At 70.7% G+C, this 18,057-nt stretch carries 16 protein-coding genes and 1 pseudogene; 7 read left to right on the top strand and 10 right to left on the bottom strand.

The window, feature by feature from the left end; translation table 11 throughout:
- Positions 1-107: 107 nt before the first annotated feature.
- From ACFXB5_RS10500 to ACFXB5_RS10485, 4 genes are all read right to left on the bottom strand, one after another.
- A complete protein-coding gene (locus ACFXB5_RS10500) occupies positions 108-1,472 on the bottom strand; it encodes a GH1 family beta-glucosidase (RefSeq protein WP_385205038.1) in 1,365 nt (454 codons plus the stop codon).
- A 74-nt stretch (positions 1,473-1,546) separates the two neighbouring features.
- Positions 1,547-2,422, bottom strand: a complete 876-nt coding sequence (locus ACFXB5_RS10495) for a carbohydrate ABC transporter permease (protein WP_385205035.1) — start codon at positions 2,420-2,422, stop codon at positions 1,547-1,549.
- Complete coding sequence (locus tag ACFXB5_RS10490; RefSeq protein WP_385205032.1) at positions 2,415-3,419, bottom strand: carbohydrate ABC transporter permease; 1,005 nt, start codon at positions 3,417-3,419, stop codon at positions 2,415-2,417. Before ACFXB5_RS10490 ends, ACFXB5_RS10495 begins: the two co-directional genes overlap by 8 nt.
- A 135-nt stretch (positions 3,420-3,554) precedes the next feature.
- Complete coding sequence (locus ACFXB5_RS10485) at positions 3,555-4,877, bottom strand: ABC transporter substrate-binding protein (RefSeq protein ID WP_385205029.1); 1,323 nt, start codon at positions 4,875-4,877, stop codon at positions 3,555-3,557.
- Positions 4,878-5,059: 182 nt separating this feature from the next.
- Here ACFXB5_RS10485 and ACFXB5_RS10480 point away from each other — a divergent pair, with 182 nt between their 5' ends.
- Positions 5,060-6,367, top strand: coding sequence for an ROK family protein (locus tag ACFXB5_RS10480; protein ID WP_385205026.1), 1,308 nt, complete (start codon positions 5,060-5,062; stop codon positions 6,365-6,367).
- 103 nt (positions 6,368-6,470) lie between these two features.
- On the opposite strand, the gene ACFXB5_RS10475 is transcribed toward ACFXB5_RS10480, so the two are convergent.
- The 3 genes and pseudogenes from ACFXB5_RS10475 to ACFXB5_RS10465 form a co-directional block, all read right to left on the bottom strand.
- Positions 6,471-7,511, bottom strand: a complete 1,041-nt coding sequence (locus ACFXB5_RS10475; RefSeq protein ID WP_385205023.1) for a LacI family DNA-binding transcriptional regulator — start codon at positions 7,509-7,511, stop codon at positions 6,471-6,473.
- A 105-nt stretch (positions 7,512-7,616) separates the two neighbouring features.
- A pseudogene (locus tag ACFXB5_RS10470) lies at positions 7,617-8,621 on the bottom strand (discoidin domain-containing protein); the annotation flags it as partial.
- A gap of 17 nt (positions 8,622-8,638) precedes the next feature.
- Positions 8,639-9,151 carry a helix-turn-helix domain-containing protein gene (locus ACFXB5_RS10465; protein WP_385205020.1) on the bottom strand — a complete coding sequence of 171 codons (513 nt, stop codon included), beginning with the start codon at positions 9,149-9,151 and terminating at the stop codon, positions 8,639-8,641.
- Positions 9,152-10,004: 853 nt separating this feature from the next.
- On the opposite strand from ACFXB5_RS10465, the gene ACFXB5_RS10460 reads away from it, so the two are divergent.
- Together ACFXB5_RS10460 and aroQ are read left to right on the top strand one after the other, a co-directional pair.
- Positions 10,005-11,828: a coagulation factor 5/8 type domain-containing protein gene (locus ACFXB5_RS10460; protein WP_385205017.1), complete on the top strand. Its 1,824-nt coding sequence runs from the start codon at positions 10,005-10,007 to the stop codon at positions 11,826-11,828.
- 78 nt (positions 11,829-11,906) lie between these two features.
- Positions 11,907-12,380, top strand: coding sequence for a type II 3-dehydroquinate dehydratase (gene aroQ, locus ACFXB5_RS10455; RefSeq protein WP_385205015.1), 474 nt, complete (start codon positions 11,907-11,909; stop codon positions 12,378-12,380).
- An 82-nt stretch (positions 12,381-12,462) separates the two neighbouring features.
- On the opposite strand, the gene ACFXB5_RS10450 is transcribed toward aroQ, so the two are convergent.
- Positions 12,463-13,248, bottom strand: coding sequence for a DeoR/GlpR family DNA-binding transcription regulator (locus ACFXB5_RS10450; protein ID WP_385205012.1), 786 nt, complete (start codon positions 13,246-13,248; stop codon positions 12,463-12,465).
- A 133-nt stretch (positions 13,249-13,381) separates the two neighbouring features.
- Here ACFXB5_RS10450 and ACFXB5_RS10445 point away from each other — a divergent pair, with 133 nt between their 5' ends.
- The 4 genes from ACFXB5_RS10445 (at position 13,382) to ACFXB5_RS10430 (ending at position 16,709) form a co-directional block, all read left to right on the top strand.
- A complete protein-coding gene (locus tag ACFXB5_RS10445) occupies positions 13,382-14,275 on the top strand; it encodes an SIS domain-containing protein (protein ID WP_385205009.1) in 894 nt (297 codons plus the stop codon).
- Between the two features lie 120 nt (positions 14,276-14,395).
- The gene (locus tag ACFXB5_RS10440) at positions 14,396-15,235 is read left to right on the top strand and encodes a ketose-bisphosphate aldolase (RefSeq protein WP_385205007.1); all 840 of its coding nucleotides are present in this window, start codon (positions 14,396-14,398) and stop codon (positions 15,233-15,235) included.
- Positions 15,236-15,470: 235 nt separating this feature from the next.
- Positions 15,471-16,172 (top strand): glycoside hydrolase family 75 protein, encoded by a 702-nt coding sequence (locus ACFXB5_RS10435; RefSeq protein ID WP_385205004.1) that lies wholly within the window; start codon positions 15,471-15,473, stop codon positions 16,170-16,172.
- A gap of 102 nt (positions 16,173-16,274) precedes the next feature.
- Positions 16,275-16,709 (top strand): STAS domain-containing protein, encoded by a 435-nt coding sequence (locus ACFXB5_RS10430; protein ID WP_385205001.1) that lies wholly within the window; start codon positions 16,275-16,277, stop codon positions 16,707-16,709.
- On the opposite strand, the gene ACFXB5_RS10425 is transcribed toward ACFXB5_RS10430, so the two are convergent.
- Both ACFXB5_RS10425 and ACFXB5_RS10420 read right to left on the bottom strand, forming a co-directional pair.
- Positions 16,608-17,609, bottom strand: a complete 1,002-nt coding sequence (locus ACFXB5_RS10425) for a sigma-70 family RNA polymerase sigma factor (RefSeq protein WP_385204998.1) — start codon at positions 17,607-17,609, stop codon at positions 16,608-16,610. The genes ACFXB5_RS10430 and ACFXB5_RS10425 overlap by 102 nt on opposite strands.
- Before the next feature lie 123 nt (positions 17,610-17,732).
- The gene (locus tag ACFXB5_RS10420) at positions 17,733-17,972 is read right to left on the bottom strand and encodes a DUF6296 family protein (protein WP_385204995.1); all 240 of its coding nucleotides are present in this window, start codon (positions 17,970-17,972) and stop codon (positions 17,733-17,735) included.
- Between the last annotated feature and the right edge of the window lie 85 nt (positions 17,973-18,057).

The raw sequence follows: 18,057 nt of genomic DNA, 5'->3' as shown, positions 1-18,057 counted from the left end.
CCGCCCTGCGCCCGGGCGCCGGGGGGGCGGGGGGCCCCCCCCTGTTGAGGGAAGGGGCGGGGTGGGGAACAAGCCCGCCGCAGGCGTCAAGAACCGTCGAACACCCCCTAGGCGGCGCGGCGGGCCCGGCCCCGATGGTCGCGGATGATCTCCGCATAGCGGTGGCCGGTCCCCTTGATGGTGCGGACCTGGGTGCGGTAATCGACGTGGACGAGGCCGAAGCGCTTGTCGTAGCCGTAGGCCCACTCGAAGTTGTCCAGCAGCGACCAGGCGAAGTACCCGGCCAGCGGGGCGCCCTTGCGGACCGCCGAGGCGCAGGCCGCCAGGTGCTGGACGAGGTAGTCCTGGCGCTCGGGGTCGTCCACGGTCCCGTCCGGGCGTACGGCATCGGGGTAGGCGGAGCCGTTCTCGGTGACGTACAGCTTACGAGCGCCGTATTCGCCGGTCAGGCGCAGCAGGAGGGTTTCGATACCACCGGCGTCGATCTCCCAGTCCATGCCCGTGCGGGGGACGTCCGGGCGGCGGACGGCGCGGGCGTGTGGCGCCGGGCCGTTGGGGTCGTCGGTGACGGTGGCCGGGAAGTAGTAGTTCAGGCCCAGCCAGTCCAGGGGTGCGGCGATGGTTTCCAGGTCGCCGGGGCGCTCCGGCAGTTCGACCCCGTACACCTCGCGCATGTCGGCGGGGAAGCCACGGCCGTGCACCGGGTCCAGCCACCAGCGGTTGGTGTGGCCGTCCATGCGCCGCGCGGCGGCCTGGTCCTCCGGCCGGTCGGTGGCCGCCTCCACGGTGTTGAGGTTGTTGACGATGCCGACCTCGGCGCGTGGCGCGGCGGCCCGGATCGCCTGGGCGGCGAGGCCGTGGCCGAGCAGCAGGTGGTACGAGGCGCGGACCGCCGCGGTCAGATCGGTGAGGCCGGGCGCCATCACGCCTTCGAGGTGGCCGATCCAGGCCGAGCACAGCGGCTCGTTGAGGGTGGTCCAGTGGTGCACCCGGTCGCCGAGGCGGTCGGCCACCACCGAGGCGTACGCGGCGAGGTGCTCGGCGGTGTCGCGCTCGGGCCAGCCGCCCCGGTCCTGGAGCACCTGGGGCAGGTCCCAGTGGTACAGGGTGACGGACGGGGTGATGCCCGCGTCCAGCAGGCCGTCGATCAGCTCGTCGTAGAAGGCCAGGCCCTTGGCGTTGACCGGTCCGTCGCCGCCCGGCACCACCCGTGGCCAGGCGATGGACAGCCGGTAGGCGTTGGTGCCCAGCCGCTTCATCAGCCCGATGTCCTGGCGCCAGCGGTGGTAGTGGTCGCAGGCCACATCGCCGTGGTCGTCGCCCGCCACCTTGCCGGGGGTGTGCGAGAAGGTGTCCCAGATCGAGGGCGACCGTCCGTCCTCGGCGACGGCTCCTTCGACCTGGTAGGCGGAGGTGGCCGTGCCCCACAGGAAGTCGTGCGGGAGGGCTGTGAGGTCCAGGAGTTCGGACACGTACGTCCTTTCAGAGGTAGGGAGATCAGAGGTGGGGAGATCAGGGGTGGGAAGGTCAGCGGTGGGAAGGCCGGTCACTTCACGGCTCCGGCGGTGAGCCCGGCCACGAGATAGCGCTGCAGCAGCAGGAAGCCCGCGACCACGGGGACGCTGACGACGAGCGAGGCGGCCATGACCTGGTTCCAGTACACCTCGGTCTGGGTGGCGTAGCCCTGGAGGCCCACGGCGAGGGTGCGGGTGGTGTCGTTGGTCATCACCGACGCGAAGAGCACCTCGCCCCAGGCGGTCATGAACGCGTAGACGGCGACGGCGACGATGCCGGGGATCGCGGCCGGGACGACGACCCGGAACAGCGCGCCGAGCGGTCCGCAGCCGTCCACCAGCGCCGCCTCGTCCAGATCGCGTGGCACCGAGTCGAAGTACCCGATGAGCATCCAGATCGAGAACGGCAGCGAGAAGGTGAGATAGGTGAGGATGAGGCCGCCCCGGGAGCCGAAGAGGGCGATGCCGGTGGCGTTGCCGATGTTCACGTAGATGAGGAACAGCGGCAGCAGGAAGAGGATCCCGGGGAACATCTGGGTGGACAGGACGGTGACGGTGAACACCCGCTTGCCCCGGAAGCGGTACCGGCTGACCGCGTACGCGGCGAACACGGCGATCACCACCGAGCAGACGGTCGCCGCGCCCGCCACGATGGCCGAGTTCATGAAGTACTCGGCGAGCGGGACCGTCGACCAGATGTCGATGTAGGGGCGGATGGTCAGCCCGCTCGGCAGCCAGCGGAACGTCCCCGAGACGTCCTCCAGCGGCTTCAGGGAGCTGGAGACCATCACGTACACCGGCAGCAGGACGAACCCGGTGAGCAGGGTGAGGAAGATCCGGCGGGCCCAGAGGAAGGACCGGGGGGCGGCCATCGGTGAGCGGGGCCGCGCCGGGGAGGTGCTAGACATCGGCCGTCTTCCTTCGTCGGGAGGTCAGCAGCAGGTACAGGCCCGTCACCACGAGCAGGAAGAGCAGCAGCAGGACGGACATGGCGGACCCGGTGCCGAAGTTCCAGGTGGCGAATGTCGTCTGGTAGACGTGGATCGAGATGAGGTCCGCCGCCTCCGGCGCCGCCTTGCCGAACAGCACGTACGGGGTGTTGAAGTCGTTGAACGTCCACAGGAACAGCACCAGCACCAGCACCTGGTTGACCGGGCGCAGCGAGGGCAGGGTGATGCGGCGGATCTGCTGCCACATCCCGGCGCCGTCGAGGGCGGCCGCCTCGTAGAGCTCCTTGGGGATGTTCTGCAGACCGGCCATGACGACGAGGAACGCGAACGGCCAGCCCTTCCACACCGACACGGTGAGCAGGGCGATGAAGCTGTTGTCGCCGATCAGCCAGAACGAGGGCTTGTCGGTGAGGCCCAGCTGGTCGTGGAGAACGTGGTTCACCAGCCCGTTGTCGTGCTGGAACATGAACGCCCAGGTGATGACGGCCGTGTAGACGGGCAGGGCGTACGGGACCAGGAACAGGGTGCGCAGCACACCCCGGCCGCGGAAGGTGTCCTGGAGGAAGATGGCGGTGGCGGTCCCGAGCAGCCAGCACAGCCCGACCGACAGCACGGTGAAGCCGCAGGTGACCCAGAACGAGTGGAGCAGCGCCTCACCGGCCGGCGCGTTGATGTCCACCGAGATCTTGTAGTTGTCGAATCCGGACCAGGGCGCGGCGCTCCAGTCCCGGATGGAGAACCGGGTGAGCGCTTTGAAGCTCATCAGGATGCCCATCACCATCGGCACCAGATGGACCAGGAGCTCGAGGACCAGGGCGGGCAGAAGCAGCAGATACGGCAGTCCGATGCGGCGGATCCGCCCGGGGCGGCGCGGGGCCCCCCCCCCCCCCCGGGGGGGTCCCCGCCCCCCCCGGCCCCGCGCCGCAGCGGCCGCGGCACGGGGCGGGCAACACACACACCCCCCCCCCCCGCGGGGGGGGCGCCCCCCGGGGGGGGGGGGGGGCCCCCCCCCCCCCCGGGGGTGTTCCCCGAGCCGGTCCGCCGGTCTGCCTCGGCGGTGGCGGTCGTGGTGGTCATGAGGTGTCCGCGCTCACTTCGCCGGCATCTGCTGCTGGGCCTTCTCCAGCTTGGCCCGCACCGATGCGGTGGTCACCGGGCGTCCGGCGGCGGCGTCCGCGAACAGCTCCTTGACGGCCGTGCCCACGGACGTCTCGAACTGCGACTCGTCGGCCACCTGCGGCAGCGCCTCGGCGCTCTTGGCGAGGGTGTCCCGCAGGGCGGCCGTCGCCTGGGTGTTGAACGCGGGGTCGGACTGGGCGGCCTTGACCGGCGGGATGGAGCCGTACGCCTTGTTGAGGATCTTCTGCTCCGCGTCGCCGGTCATGAACTTCACGAACTTCAGGGCGCCGTCGTGGTTGTCGGTGTTCTTGAAGACGGCCAGGTTGATGCCGGCGACCATCGAGTTGACGGCGGTGCCGGTGCCGGGGGTGCCGGAGCGTACGGGCGCCGGGGCCACGCCCCACTCGTCGTCCTTCATGCCCAGGGAGGCGAAGGTGGCGGAGGCGGTCTGCCACAGGACCATGGCCGTCTTGCCCTTGGCGAAGTCGCTGAGGGACTGGTTCTGCGCGTACTCGGCGTTGCCCGGGGCGATGATCTTGTCCTTCGCCATCAGGTCGACATACTGCTTGATCGCGGAGACCGCGCCGTCCGAGGTGAAGTCGGGCTTGCCGTCGGCGGTGAAGAAGTCGGCGCCGTGCTGCCTGGCGAGGACGAAGACCTGGTGGATGTTCTCCGAGAGGTTCGCGCCCTCGGCGCCGAGGCCCCACTTGCCGTCCCTGGAGAGCCTCTTGCCGTCGGCGACGACGTCGTCCCAGGTGGCGGGCGGCTTGGAGATGCCCGCGTCGGCGAACATCTTCTTGTTGTAGTAGAGCGCGTACGCCATCGAGTACAGCGGCACCGCGGCCGGGTCCTCGCCCTTCACCCCGGTCGAGCCGAGGGCGGAGTCCACGAAGCGGTCCTTGCCGCCGATGCCGCCGAAGTTCTTGTCGTCCCACGACAGCAGCGCCCCGGACGCCTGGAGCGAGGCGCTCCAGGTGTTGCCGATGTTCAGCACGTCGGGACCCTGGCCGGAGGTGGTCGCGGTGAGGATCCGGTTCAGCAGCTCGGACCAGGGGATGACCTCGAGTTTCACTCTGATCCCGGTCTGTTTCTCGAACTTGTCGAGCTCGGGCTTCAGGACCTTCTTGTCCACCGCGATGCTGGCGCCCTGGTTGGAGGCCCAGTACGTGAGCGTCTTGGGCGAGTCGTTGGATCCGCCGCCGCCGGCCGTCGAGGAACCGCCTCCGCAGGCCGAGACGGCGAGGGCGAGTGACAAGGTGACGGCGCCTATGGCCGCGACTCGGATGCTGCGCATGGCTCCTGGTGTCCCTTCCGGGAGTGGTGAATGCCAAGAAGGGCCCGGGTACGCCACCGCGTTCAACTCCCGAAGCCTCTCACGGCTTAATTTAGGACGTGAGTTAAACCTCAAGAGAAGGTCGCGTCAAGAGATCCGGCGGAGGTATCTTGCGGCGCGGAGCCCGGAGTTGAGGAGGCCAGGTGACGGCGAACAACGGCCGTACGGTTCGTGACCTGCGGCGGGAGAACCGTGCCGCCGTGCTGCGCCGGTTGTACTTCGACGGGCCGATGAGCCGCTATTCGCTGGCCCCCGCGACCGGGCTGAGTTCAGGTTCCATCAGCAACGTGGTCACCGAACTGCTCGCCGAGGAACTGGTGGAGGAGGCGGGCAGCGTCGACTCCGACGGCGGCCGCCCCCGCACCCTGCTGCGGATCGCCCCGCACAGCGGCCACATGATCGGGGTGGATGTGGGCGAGACCCGGGTCCGCGTCGAGCTGTTCGACCTCGCACTGGCCGAACGGGCCCATGCGGACCGGCCGTTGCCCACGCGCGGCGCCGGGCACCGGGACCGCTACGACAGCGAGCTGATCGCGGGCCATATCCGCGACGGCATCGCCGAGGTCCTGGAGGCGGCCGGGCTCACCCCCGATCGGCTCCTCGGCGTCGGCATCGGCGTCCCCGGCATCGTCGAGCACTCCGCGGAGGGCGGTGCGGTGGTGCACTGCCAGCCGATCGGCTGGGAGGCGGTCCCGCTGGAGCGGATGCTGCGCGGACCGGACCATCTCCCCCAGGAGGTCCCGTACTTCATCGAGAACGGCGCCAAGACGCTGGGGCAGGCCGAGATGTGGTTCGGCGCCGGGCGCGGTGCGCGCAACGCGGTGGTGGTGCTCTTCGGATCGGGCGTCGGCGCCTGCGTCGTCACCGAGGACGTCGAGCACGGCCGGGCGGTGGAGTGGGGCCATCTCACCGTGCGGGTGCGGGGCCGCCGGTGCCGCTGTGGGGCGCTGGGCTGTCTGGAGGCGTACGCGGGCGCGGAGGCGCTGCTGGAGCGCTGGCAGGAGGCGGGCGGGCAGCCGCCGTCCGACACCGACGAGGAGACCGCCCTGACGGCGATGCTGGCCGCCGCCTACCCCGAGGACGGTGGCGCCCCGGACCCGGTGGCGGCCGCCGTCCTCGCCGAGACGGCCGAGTACCTGGGCGCGGGGCTGTCCGACCTGATCAACCTCTTCCAGCCCGAGCGCATCCTGATCGGCGGCTGGGCCGGTCTCCAGCTCGGCGCGCGCTTCCTGGACTCGGTGCGCCGCCACGCGCTGTCCTACGCGCTGCCGTACCCGTCCGGACGCGTCGGCATCGACCTGGGGGCGCTGGGGCCGGACGCGGTGACGGTGGGCGCCGCGATCCTGCCGCTCGCCGACTTCTTCGCCCGCGGTGGGCGCCGCGTGCCGGCCGGGCCCTCGCCGGAGCCGTCCCCGGCGTGGCGCACGACCCTGGGCACGCGGCTGGCGTAGGCGCGGGGCGGGCGCTACGCACAGGGTTGGGGGGGACCGGGCCTACGCTACGCACACGTCGGGCGCGGACCCGACTCCCGTGGCTGCGCCGACCCCCGTGCCGCTACGCCGACTCCCGTACCACCAGTTCCGGTTCGAAGAGGACCGCGACCGGATCGGTGCGCAGGCCCCGGACGTGCTCGTCGAGCAGCCGGGCCATGGCCGCCGCCATGTCCTCCACCGGCTGGCGCACCGAGGTCAGCGGCGGCCGGCAGGTGGCGGCCACGCTGGAGTCGTCGAAGCCGACGACCGCGACATCCTCGGGCACCCGCCGGCCGCGCTCCCGCAGCACCTGGCAGACTCCCTGGGCCATCAGGTCGTTGGCCGCGAACACCCCTTCCACATCGGGGTGTTCGGCGAGAAGCGCGGTCATCGCCGCCACCCCGCTGTCCAGTGTGAAGCCGCCCTCGGCCACCGGAACGTACGGGTGGCCACCGCGGGCCATGGTGTCGCGGAACCCGGCGAGCCGCTCCTGGCTCGCCGCCACGGCCCACGGCCCCGACACGGTGGCCACCTTCCGGCACCCCCGGGCCAGCAGGCGCTCGGCGGCGATCCGGCCACCGTCCCAGTGCGCCAGATCGACATGGCTCAGCGCCACCGGCCGCACGGGCCGGGCGAACAGCACGGCGGGCAGTCCGGCCTCGGCCAGCAGCGCGGGCAGCGGATCGTCGGGGTGGGTGGACACCACCAGGGCCCCGTCCGCGTTCCCCTGCCGCAGATACCTCACCACCTCCTGCCGGGCCTCGGGAGACTCGGCGAACATCAGCACCGGGTGCATCGAGCGCGGCCGCAGGAATCCCACCACGCCACCGACCACCCGGCCGAAGAACGGGTCCGCGAACACCCGCGCGGCGAAGGCGTTCTGCTCCTCCTCCGAGGTGTCCCCGGCCCCGGAGACGACGAGCGCCACGGTGCCCGTGCGCCGGGTCACCAGCGATCTGGCCGCCCGGTTGGGCGCGTAGCCCGTCCTCTCGATCGCCAGGCGGACCAGGTCCTGGATGGCCGGATCCACATTGCGGACGCCATTGACGACCCGGGACACGGTCGCCCGGGAGACACCGGCCTCCCGGGCGACATCCTCCAAGGTCGGGGCCTGTCGGTTCATGTCCGCACCCTAGTGGCAGCGTGTCCCGGGGGCATAGAGCGCTCTCCCGCCACCGTCGGGGACGCGCCAGGACGACGACCGGCCACTGCTCAGTGGCTCAGTGGCTCAGCGGTAGACAGCGAACTCGTAGAGCGAGTAGCCGTAGCCGGTGCCACGGGCCGTGCCGTGGACGCGGACGTAGCGCCCGGTGCCCGAGACGTCGAAGTCGTCCACACCGCCATTGCCCTCGGTCACCTCACGGACGGTGCGCCAGCCGCTGCCGTCGTCGGAGGTCTGGATGGTGTACGCCTTGGCGTAGGCGGCCTCCCACACCAGCTGGACGTGGGTGAAGGAAGTGGACGCGCCGAGGTCCACCTGGAGCCACTGCGGATCGCTCCAGTCGGCGGCCCAGCGGGTGTCCGCCTTGCCGTCCACGGCGTTGGCGGGGGTGCAGGGGCAGTCGCCGCCACCGGTCTGGTACGAGGAGGCGGTGGCGGGCCTGCCGGGGGCCACGTTGGTGCCGTTCACGGCGGGCGGGACGACCCGTACGGAACGGGTCTCGATGCCGACGTTGCCCTTGCCGTCGGTGGCCCTGACGTACACCTTCCACACCCCGGGGCGATCCGGCGCGGTGACCCTCAGCCGCCCGCCGCCGAGGGCAGTGGCGGACAGCGGGACGAGCCTCTTGTCCTTGTCGAGGTACATCGTGCTGCCCAGGACCTGGTAGCCGATGGTGTCGCCGTCGGGGTCGGTGGCCTTGACCGCGAGGGTCAGGTCACGGCCCGCCTCCACCTTGGCGGCATCGCCCTCCACGGCCAGCGAGGAGATGACCGGCGGTGTGTTGTCGCGCGAGGTGTCCGCGCCGTAGGCCTTCTTCACCGCGTAGTACGACAGCCGTTTCTGCCCGGCGGGCAGCAGATTGAACCAGACGCCACCGAAGTCGTCCTCGGTGCCGTAGTGGAACATCGTGGCGCCGAGCGCGACGCCCTTGTGGCCGGTGACGCAGTTCCACGCCTTGGCGTAGCCCGCGGCCTTGGCCTGGTCGGTGGGCTCCTCCGGCACACCGCCTACGTCGTCGGGGACCTCCCACTCCCCCGCCGGGCCGGTCTCGGTGACGATGTACGGCTTGGTTTGACGTGCTCCCTGGCCTAAAGTCCAGGGATTCCGACCTGGGCCGACTGACCCTTTCGGGGGCTTCCTGCTTCAATGCGCCGTGCGGGCACATGTGCCCGTCTTACCGGCGCTCCACAGGCGTTTAGCGTCTCCGCCCGTCCGGCGGCGACGATACGGCGTCCTTCGAAGAGGACGTTACGTGCTGCGTTGTGGTCACGGTCGTGCACAGTGGCGCACTGCCGGCACGTCCACTCCCTGACGTGCAGGGGCTTGCGGCCGTCCCGAAATCCGCAGGCCGAGCAGATCTGAGAGGACGGGAAGGCCCGGTCCACCTCGGCGAGCCAGGCGCGTTCCTCGGTGCGCTTGGCCTGGGTGATGCGCCCCCGGGACAGCTCGGCCGACTTCACATACGGCAGTCCTGCCGCATGCGCTTCCCTGCGGACGCGCAGGCAGTCGTTCCACACCACACGGGCGCACCCGAACGCACTCGCCAACGCACGACGCTGGGAGGCGTCCGGGTAAGCCCGGTAGTTGTAGCGGAACTGCATACCCAAAGATCTTACTGCGATTGGTCTCATGGATGAGCAGAACGACTCCAGGCGGGGCAGGCATGTCGTTTCGGCAATCATGTGCACTTGGCTTCGTGACGAAGTACCGGCACGGGGTGTTCAACGACGAGATGCTGACGTGCTGCGAAGAGACCATGCGCAAGTCTGCGAGGGCTTCGAGGCGGAGCTGAAGGAGCTCAACGGCCAGGGTGTTCTTCCAGTCCAGGCGTCGGTCCACACGACGCTCCCTGCGGCGTTGTGCCTGCTGGCCGGGCAGCGCGAGGGCGCCGGCGGCCAGCAGACTGGCGGCGAGGGGCGCCGCGATTCGGCGTGGGGCGGTACGGGTCCGGCTCGTGACGGTGGAGCGCCCGCGATCAGGGTGTTTGAAACGGTCTTCGATCTCCGTGCCATGGCGACTCCTGCCACATGGAGAGAGGGTGAAGGTGGCCGAGCGGCCGTCGCACGACGAGGACTCGCGACGCCGTGGGTGCGGGCCGGGCCGCCCGCATGACGGGCCGTCACCGGTCCGCGACAACAATGGGAGAGCGCTCTCCAAATGGGAGTGTCCGGGCGGGGACGCAAAGGTGTCAAGGCGTCGAGCGGAAAGGATCAGACGCCGGTCTCCCTTTCCCTCTTGAACACAACTCTCAGGGACGCGGCCGACCACAGATCTCCCCAAGTTCCCCCGAACCAGGGATTCCACCAGGGCAGTTGACGCTCAAAAAGCAACAACATGTAAGGACTGCGGTCACAACTCTTGACGAGTCATTCACATGGATGAAGCATTCGACGGCAAGAGAGCGCTCCCTCACCCCCCATCCCGTTCATTTACTGAACCAGGAGAGACGCCCCCATGACGCCTTCCCCCACGTCTTCCTCCTCTTCCTCCTCTTCCTCCTCCGGCCGCTCCGCGGTCGGCCGCCGGGCGGTGCTCGGCGCCGCGGCCGCCGTCGCATCGGTCCCCGCCCTCGGCGGCCTGGCCACTTCCGCGGCCGCCGCCCCCTCGGGCCGGGGCAGAAGCGCCAAGGCCCTGCCCGGCGGCGGCGACCTCGGCCCAAACGTGATCGTCTTCGACCCGTCCACGCCCGGCATCCAGGCCAAGCTGGACGAGGTGTTCAAGAAGCAGGAGTCGGCGCAGTTCGGCACCGGGCGCTACGCCCTGCTGTTCAAGCCCGGCAGCTACAGCGGTCTCAACGCCCAGATCGGCTTCTACACCTCCATCGCCGGGCTGGGGCTGTCCCCCGACGACACGACCATCAACGGCGATATCACGGTGGACGCCGGATGGTTCAACGGCAATGCCACCCAGAACTTCTGGCGCTCGGCGGAGAACCTCGCGGTCGTACCGGTCAACGGCACCAACCGCTGGGCCGTGGCGCAGGCGGCCCCCTTCCGGCGGATGCACGTCCGCGGCGGGCTCAACCTCGCCCCCAACGGCTACGGCTGGGCGAGCGGCGGATACATCGCGGACAGCCGCATCGACGGCCAGGTCGGACCGTACTCCCAGCAGCAGTGGTACACCCGCGACAGCGCGATCGGCGGCTGGCTCAACGGCGTGTGGAACATGGTGTTCTCCGGTGTGGAGGGCGCGCCCGGGCAGAGCTTCCCCAACCCGCCGTACACCACGCTCAACACCACTCCCGTCTCCCGGGAGAAGCCCTTCCTGTACCTCAACGGCGGCGAGTACCGGGTCTTCCTGCCGGAGAAGCGCACCAACGCCCGCGGTGTCACCTGGGGCAACGGCACCCCCCGAGGCACCTCGCTGCCACTGTCGCAGTTCTACGTGGCCAAGCCCGGTGTCACCGCGGCCACCCTCAACGAGGCGCTCACCCAGGGGCTGCATCTGCTGCTCACCCCGGGGATCTACCACCTGGACCGGCCGGTCCAGGTGAACCGCGCGAACACCGTCGTCCTCGGGCTCGGCTACGCCACGCTCATCCCCGACAACGGCGTCACCGCGCTGAAGGTCGCCGATGTCGACGGGGTGCGGCTGGCCGGTTTCCTCATCGACGCCGGACCGGTGAACTCCGCCACACTGCTGGAAGTCGGCCCGCAGGGGGCCTCGGCCGACCACTCGGCCAACCCCATCACCGTCCAGGACGTGTTCATCCGCATCGGTGGCGCGGGCCCCGGCAAGGCCACCACCAGCATGGTGATCAACAGCCGGCACACCATCGTCGACCACACCTGGGTCTGGCGCGCCGACCACGGCGACGGGGTCGGCTGGGAGACCAACCGCGCCGACTACGGTGTCCGGGTCAACGGCGACGACGTGCTGGCCACCGGCCTCTTCGTGGAACACTTCAACAAGTACGACGTGCAGTGGTTCGGACAGCGGGGCCGGACCATCTTCTTCCAGAACGAGAAGGCGTACGACGCCCCGAACCAGGCGGCCATCCAGAACGGCTCCATCAAGGGCTACGCCGCCTACAAGGTGGCCGATTCCGTCACCACACACGAGGGCTGGGGGCTCGGCAGCTACTGCTACTACAACGTCGACCCGAGCATCGTGCAGCACCACGGCTTCGCCGCGCCGAACGCGTCGGGGGTGAAGTTCCACAATCTGCTGGTCGTCTCGCTCGGCGGCCAAGGCCAGTACGAGCGCGTCATCAATGACACCGGATCTCCCACCTCGGGCACCTCCACCGTGCCGTCCACTGTGGTGTCATATCCCTGATCTACGATGCCTCGCGGGTCGGTGCCCCCCGGTGAACCGCCCCTCGAAGTGCCGACCGCCCAGGAAGGACCACACGCCATGGCCACCACCCCCGTGCGCGACCGCTCCACGATCATGGTGCTCAACGGACCGAACCTGAACCTCCTGGGCCGACGGCAACCCGAGATCTATGGCACCGACACGCTGGCCGACATCGAGAAGCTGGTGGCCGATACCGCCGCGCCGCACGGTCTGACGACCGACTGCCGGCAGAGCAACCACGAGGGCCAGCTGATCGACTGGATCCACGAGGCCCGGGAGCGCCACGCGGCGGTCATCATCAACCCCGCTGGGTACTCCCACACCTCCGTCGCCCTGCGCGACGCCCTGGCCACCTGCGACGGTCTGCCGATCGTGGAGGTGCACATCTCCAACATCCACCAGCGGGAGACCTTCCGGCACCACTCCTATGTCTCCGCGCTGGCCAGCGGGGTGATCGCCGGTTGCGGTGTCCAGGGCTACGCGTTCGCCGTCGAGCGGGTGGCGGCCCTGCTGGCCGCCGCCAGGGCGTAGGCCCGGGCATAGGCCGTAGGCGTAGGGGTGCGACACCTCAGAGCTTGATCGGACAGAGCTTGATCGGACCTCAGGCCGGACCTCAGGCCCTGAGCACGCGGACACCGGCCTCGGTGTACGGAGCGACCAGCTCCTCATCGGCGCCGGTGTCCGTGATCAGCACATCGATCTCGTCCAGTGCGCAGATCCGGGCGAACGCCCGGCGGCCCAGCTTGGAGCTGTCGGCCACGACCACCACCCGGGTGGCCCGGCCCGCCATGAGGTGGTTGATGCTGGCCTCCCCCTCATGGTGGGCGGTCGCGCCCTGGACCGTGTCCAGCGCGTCCACACCGAGGATCGCCAGATCCAGCGACACCTGGTCCAGCACCCCGGTGGCCAGCGGCCCCATCAGCTCGAAGGACTGCGGACGGGCCACCCCACCGGTGAGCACGATCTTCACCTGGGGGCGCACCGCCAGCTCATTGGCGATGTTCAGGGCGTTGGTGACGACCGTGACGGCCGGGCCGCCGCCCGATGTGGAAAGGTCACCGCGCGTGGAGATGGCGCGGGCGACCTCGGTGGTGGTCGTCCCGCCGTTGAGCCCCACGATCGAGCCCGGTTCGGCCATCCGGGCCGCGGCCGCGGCGATGCGCTGCTTCTCCGAGGCGCGCCGGGCGGTCTTGTAGCGCAGCGGCAGGTCGTACGAGAGATTGTGCGCGACCGCGCCGCCACGGGTGCGCGTCAGCATCTGCTGCTGAGCGAGTTCATCCAGGTCGCGCCGGATGGTCGCGGCGGACACCGCCAGCTCGGCGGCCGCCTCCTCGACATCGATTCTGCCGTCCCTGGACAGCAGATCCAGCAGGGCGTTCCAGCGCTCGGGCCGTTTCACGCCGATCACCCTACCCGCTCCCCGCATGCATCGGCTCTGGACTTCCGTGCATGATTCTGCGCATTATCAGCCCACACGAAACAACTCCGCGCATCCATATTGCTCGGTTCATCCGTGCGACGAGGGGAGTCCCATGAGCCACACCGAGGCCGAGATCGCGAGCCAGCCCGACTGCTGGCGGCGTGCCATCGCCCTGGCCCGGGATCCGGAGGGGCCCGTACGAGCGGCGCTGCCCCGGCCGGGTGAGCGGGTCGCCGTCGTCGGCTGCGGCACCTCGTGGTTCATCGCCCAGTCGTACGCGGCGCTGCGCGAGGCGGCGGGCCAGGGCGAGACGGACGCGTTCGCGGCGTCGGAGGCGCCGCTCGGCCGCGCCTACGACCGGGTGGTCGCGCTGTCCCGCTCCGGCACCACGACCGAGGTGCTGGAACTGCTCGGCGCGGTGCGCGGCCGGGTGCCCACCACCGTCATCACGGCGGTCCCCGACTCACCCGTCGTGGGCGCCGCGGACGCCGCGGTGGTGCTCGACTTCGCCGATGAGCGATCGGTGGTGCAGACCCGCTGGGCCACCACCGAACTCGCCCTGCTCCGCGCCCACTTGGGCGAGCCGCTGGACCACCTGGAGGCGGACGGGGAGGCGGCGCTCGCCGAGCCGCTGCCCGGGCCGCTCGTGGACGCCGGGCAGTTCACCTTCCTCGGGCGGGGCTGGACCTACGGGGTCGCCCAGGAGGCCGCGCTCAAGATGCGCGAGGCGGCCGGGGCGTGGACCGAGGCGTATCCGGCCAAGGAGTACCGGCACGGCCCGATCAGCGTGACCGGCCCGCGGAGCGTGGTGTGGTGGCTGGGCGAGGGGGCGTCGGACGTGGCGGACGAGGAGATCACCCGCACCGGTGGCCGGGTCGCCGGCTTCGGCCGCGACCCGCTGGCCGAACTGGTGGTGGTGCAGCGGCTCGCGGTCGCGATCGCGGCGGCGCGCGGGCTCGACCCCGACGAGCCGCGCCATCTCACCCGCTCGGTGATCCTCGGCTGAGCAGAGCCGCGCGAGGACGAGCGGGGCCGGGCGGGTCGAGCGGTCCGCGCGGGATACGGGCGGACCTCGGGATACGGGACAGGACCTTTGAACACGGGAACGGGCGGAAGGAGCCGGTAGATGCCGCTGGTGGCCACCGGAGAGATCGTCGGGGCGGCCGCACGGGCCGGGCTCGGCGCGGGTGCGTTCAATGTCATCCAGATCGAGCACGCCCAGGCCATCGTGGCCGGGGCGGAGGCGGCGCGCGCGCCGGTGATCCTCCAGATCAGCGAGAACGCGGTGCGGTATCACGGCGCCCTGGCCGCCATCGGGCGGGCGACCGTGGAGGTGGCCCGCGCGGCGCGGGTGCCGGTGGCCGTGCATCTGGACCACGCCACCGGGCCGGAGCTGGTGCGGGAGGCGGTGGTCCTCGGCTTCGGCTCGGTGATGTTCGACGCCTCGGCCCTGGACTACGACGGCAATGTGGCGACGACCGCCGAGGTGGCGGCCGACTGCCATGCCCACGGGGTGTGGGTGGAGGCCGAGTTGGGCGAGGTGGGCGGCAAGGACGGCGTCCACGCACCGGGCGCCAGGACCGACCCGGCCGAGGCCGCCGCCTATGTGGCGGCCACGGGCGTGGACGCGCTCGCGGTCGCGGTGGGCACCTCACACGCCATGGTCGTCAAGGCCGCGGCGGTGGATCTGCCGCTGGTCGCGGCGCTGCGCACGGCCGTGCCGGTACCGCTGGTGCTGCACGGCTCCTCCGGGGTGCCCGAGGCGGATCTGACCCGGGCGGTGGAGGCGGGGCTGACGAAGGTGAACATCGCCACCCATCTGAACGTGGCCTACACCCGGGCGATCCGCGACCATCTGGCCGGCCACCCCGAGGTGGTCGACCCGCGCAGGTATGTCGCGGCCGCGCGGGACGCGGTGGCGCGCGAGGTGACGCGGCTGCTGAAGCTGGTGCGGGCCACGCCCTGAGGATCACGCGGGAGAACCCCACGGGAGAACCACGTGCCGAGCATCACGCACCCGGGAATCGCGCACTGAGAGCGCCTGCGGGAAGTTGTTGCCTGCGGGAAGTTGTCGCCAAAGCCTCCAATTCGCGCGGCAATACGCATCGACTTCCGCGGCGCAGCGTATTGACATGAGCTTATCAACTCGCCCAAGATGCCCCAGTCGAGGTTAGGAAAGGTTCCTAACAAAGGGGTGTCCTATGCGCAAGCGTTTCGCGTTCGTGATCGCCACGGCCGGTCTGCTGGCCGGCTCCGTCACCGCCGGCGCCCACGCCAACACCCGGGGCCCCGCGCCGGCCCCCGCGTCCACCAAGGAGGGCACGGTCACCGCGGCGCAGCTGCTCGCCAAGGTGCAGAGCTGTTCCCAGATATCCAGTGGCAAGTACCGCACCGACGAGGAGACATCGGCCACCGTCCCGGTCTGCGGTGCCAATGGCGCGGTCTTCTGGAAGGCCGACATGGACGTCGACTGCGATGGCCAGGTGACCTCCCGGTGCAACGAGGACACCGACCCGTGGTTCCAGGACGACACCGCCTTCCACCAGTCGGACGGCAAGCCCCTGATCGCCGACAAGCTGCCGTATGTCGTGGTGCCCAGCCCGAGCTCCACCTGGGACTACCGGCAGGCCGGTATCAAGGGCGGCGGCGTGGTCGCGGTCATCTACAACAACAAGGTCGAGTACGCGGTGGTGGGCGACACCGGACCGAACAAGATCATCGGTGAGGCGTCCTACGCCACGGCCAACGCGCTCGGCATCGACCCCGACCCCGAGACCGGCGGCGCCGAGTCGGGGGTGACGTACATCCTGTTCAAGAACTCCTCCGTCTCCCCCATCGAGAACCACGGCAAGGCCGTGTCGGTCGGCGACGGCCTTGCGAAGCAGTTCGTCCAGAACAACTGACCCGGCATCATCGGGGAACGTGCGGCACGGTCGCACGCTCCCCGATGATTTTTCCCGGGCCGGGCGGTCTGCACCGGTGAACGCCGCGACAGGAGGTGGACATTGACCGGTCCCGAGCCCGAGAACCCGCCCATGCCGTCCCCGGCCGTGCCGTCCCCGGCCGTGCTGGTGCTGGCCCAGCCGATCACCCGCGCCGAGGTGGCACGGCTCTGCGAACAGCTGACCGCGCTGGCGCGCCGCGCCGGTCCGGGGCCGGTCACCGTGGACGTGGGCGGGGTGGGGCGGCCGGACCTGGCCGTGGTCGAGGCCCTGACCCGGCTGCAGCTGACCGCCGGCCGTCTGGGACGCGGGATCCAGCTCCGCAACGCCCGCGGCGAACTGCGGCGGCTGCTCGCCTGGACGGGGCTGGACGAGGCTCTGACGGCCCCCGCGGTGTTAGGCCACGCCCTCGGGCCCGAGGAAGGCGGGGAGGCCGAACAGCGGGAAGAGGCGCTCGGTGTCCAGGAAGGAGTTGAGCCCGGTGATCCGGCCCCCTGATATCTCCAGGACCTGGAGCGCCCAGGGCTCATGGCGGCCGTCGGCGCCACCCGGGCGGTACTGGCCGAAGGCGGGCATGCCGTTGGCCACGGTCGGGACCAGGCGGGAGCCGCGGCAGCCGATGCCATGGCCCACCAGCCACTGACGGATGTCCTCGTGACCGCGCAGCCACAGCTCGTACGGCGGCATGGAGAGCGTGGCGTCCTCGTGCAGCAGGGCGGTGAGGGAGTCCAGGTCATAGCGCTCGAAGGCGTCCACATAGCGGGCCAGCAGCGCGCGCTGCTCCTCGTCCAGCGGCTTGACCGGGTCGGAGTCGCTGATCTGGCTCGCGGCGAGGGTGGCCCGGGCTCGCTGCAGCGCGCTGTTGACCGACGCGACGGTGGTGCCCAGCAGCTCGGCGACCTCGCTCGCCTTCCAGGCCAGCACCTCGCGCAGGATCAGCACCGCCCGCTGGCGGGGCGCCAGATGCTGGAGCGCGGCGATGAACGCGAGCCGCACCGCGTCCCGCTGGGCCGCGACCTCGGCCGGGTCTCCCCCGTCCGACAGCACCTGGCCGTCCGGGACCGGCCCGATCCAGGTGGCCTCAGGCTGCTCGGCGAGCGTGGCCGGGAACGGGGTGGCCGCGGAGGTCAGATCCATGGGCCGGGCCCGCCGCTTGCTTCCGCCGAGCATGTCCAGGCACACATTGGTGGCGATGCGGTAGAGCCACGACCGCAGCGCGGACCGGCCCTCGAAGCGGTCCAGCCCCCGCCAGGCGCGCACCATCGTCTCCTGGACAGCGTCCTCGGCCTCGAAGGCCGAGCCCAGCATCCGATAGCAGTAACCGGTCAGCTGCGTACGGTACGGCTCCAACTGGAGCTCGACACCGGCCGCGCCGTCCACCGCCGCCACATCACTCATCGCCGCACCTCGATCGTTTCGATCGCTCTTCGGACTCCCATCGGCGCCAAACCTAGCGGGCCCCACTGACAACGGCGCCGACCTGCGCAAACGACAGACGGCTCGGGGCGCCGGACGGGTGACTCAGGACACCGGGCGGGCACTGACCGCGGCGGCGTGCACCTGATGACCGCCGCTGGCGATCATCCGTACCTCCGCGCGGTCGCTGATCTCCGCCCGCACGATGCCGGTGTCGTCCACGTACACGGGGTGACCGCCCGGACCGCTGCTCTCCGTGCGGTGCACCACCACGACGTCCTCGGCTCCCGGGTCCGGGGCGGTCGTATCCACGAAGACCAGCTCATACCTCTCTCGGCTCCGCATCACGCCCTCCTCCGCACCGACCCGCCCCCGCCATCCCAAACCGGGACATTCAACACTATCGCTCGGGCCGGGCGGCGCAAGAGGT

It is taken from the genome of Streptomyces sp. NPDC059455, from assembly GCF_042750115.1.
Classification (GTDB): domain Bacteria; phylum Actinomycetota; class Actinomycetes; order Streptomycetales; family Streptomycetaceae; genus Streptomyces; species Streptomyces endocoffeicus.
Note: the sequence above shows the minus strand (reverse complement) of the source record. Positions and strands in the feature narration are given on the sequence as shown.

Bases quoted from the DNA above. Each gene is read 5' to 3' on its own strand.
- ACFXB5_RS10435 (WP_385205004.1), top strand. From the start codon at position 15,471: ATGCGCAAGCGTTTCGCGTTCGTGATCGCCACGGCCGGTCTGCTGGCC.
- ACFXB5_RS10440 (WP_385205007.1), top strand. From the start codon at position 14,396: ATGCCGCTGGTGGCCACCGGAGAGATCGTCGGGGCGGCCGCACGGGCC.
- ACFXB5_RS10425 (WP_385204998.1), bottom strand. From the start codon at position 17,609: ATGAGTGATGTGGCGGCGGTGGACGGCGCGGCCGGTGTCGAGCTCCAG.
- ACFXB5_RS10445 (WP_385205009.1), top strand. From the start codon at position 13,382: ATGAGCCACACCGAGGCCGAGATCGCGAGCCAGCCCGACTGCTGGCGG.
- aroQ (WP_385205015.1), top strand. From the start codon at position 11,907: ATGGCCACCACCCCCGTGCGCGACCGCTCCACGATCATGGTGCTCAAC.
- ACFXB5_RS10475 (WP_385205023.1), bottom strand. From the start codon at position 7,511: ATGAACCGACAGGCCCCGACCTTGGAGGATGTCGCCCGGGAGGCCGGT.
- ACFXB5_RS10460 (WP_385205017.1), top strand. From the start codon at position 10,005: ATGACGCCTTCCCCCACGTCTTCCTCCTCTTCCTCCTCTTCCTCCTCC.
- ACFXB5_RS10495 (WP_385205035.1), bottom strand. From the start codon at position 2,422: ATGTCTAGCACCTCCCCGGCGCGGCCCCGCTCACCGATGGCCGCCCCC.
- ACFXB5_RS10485 (WP_385205029.1), bottom strand. From the start codon at position 4,877: ATGCGCAGCATCCGAGTCGCGGCCATAGGCGCCGTCACCTTGTCACTC.
- ACFXB5_RS10465 (WP_385205020.1), bottom strand. From the start codon at position 9,151: ATGCAGTTCCGCTACAACTACCGGGCTTACCCGGACGCCTCCCAGCGT.
- ACFXB5_RS10420 (WP_385204995.1), bottom strand. From the start codon at position 17,972: ATGCGGAGCCGAGAGAGGTATGAGCTGGTCTTCGTGGATACGACCGCC.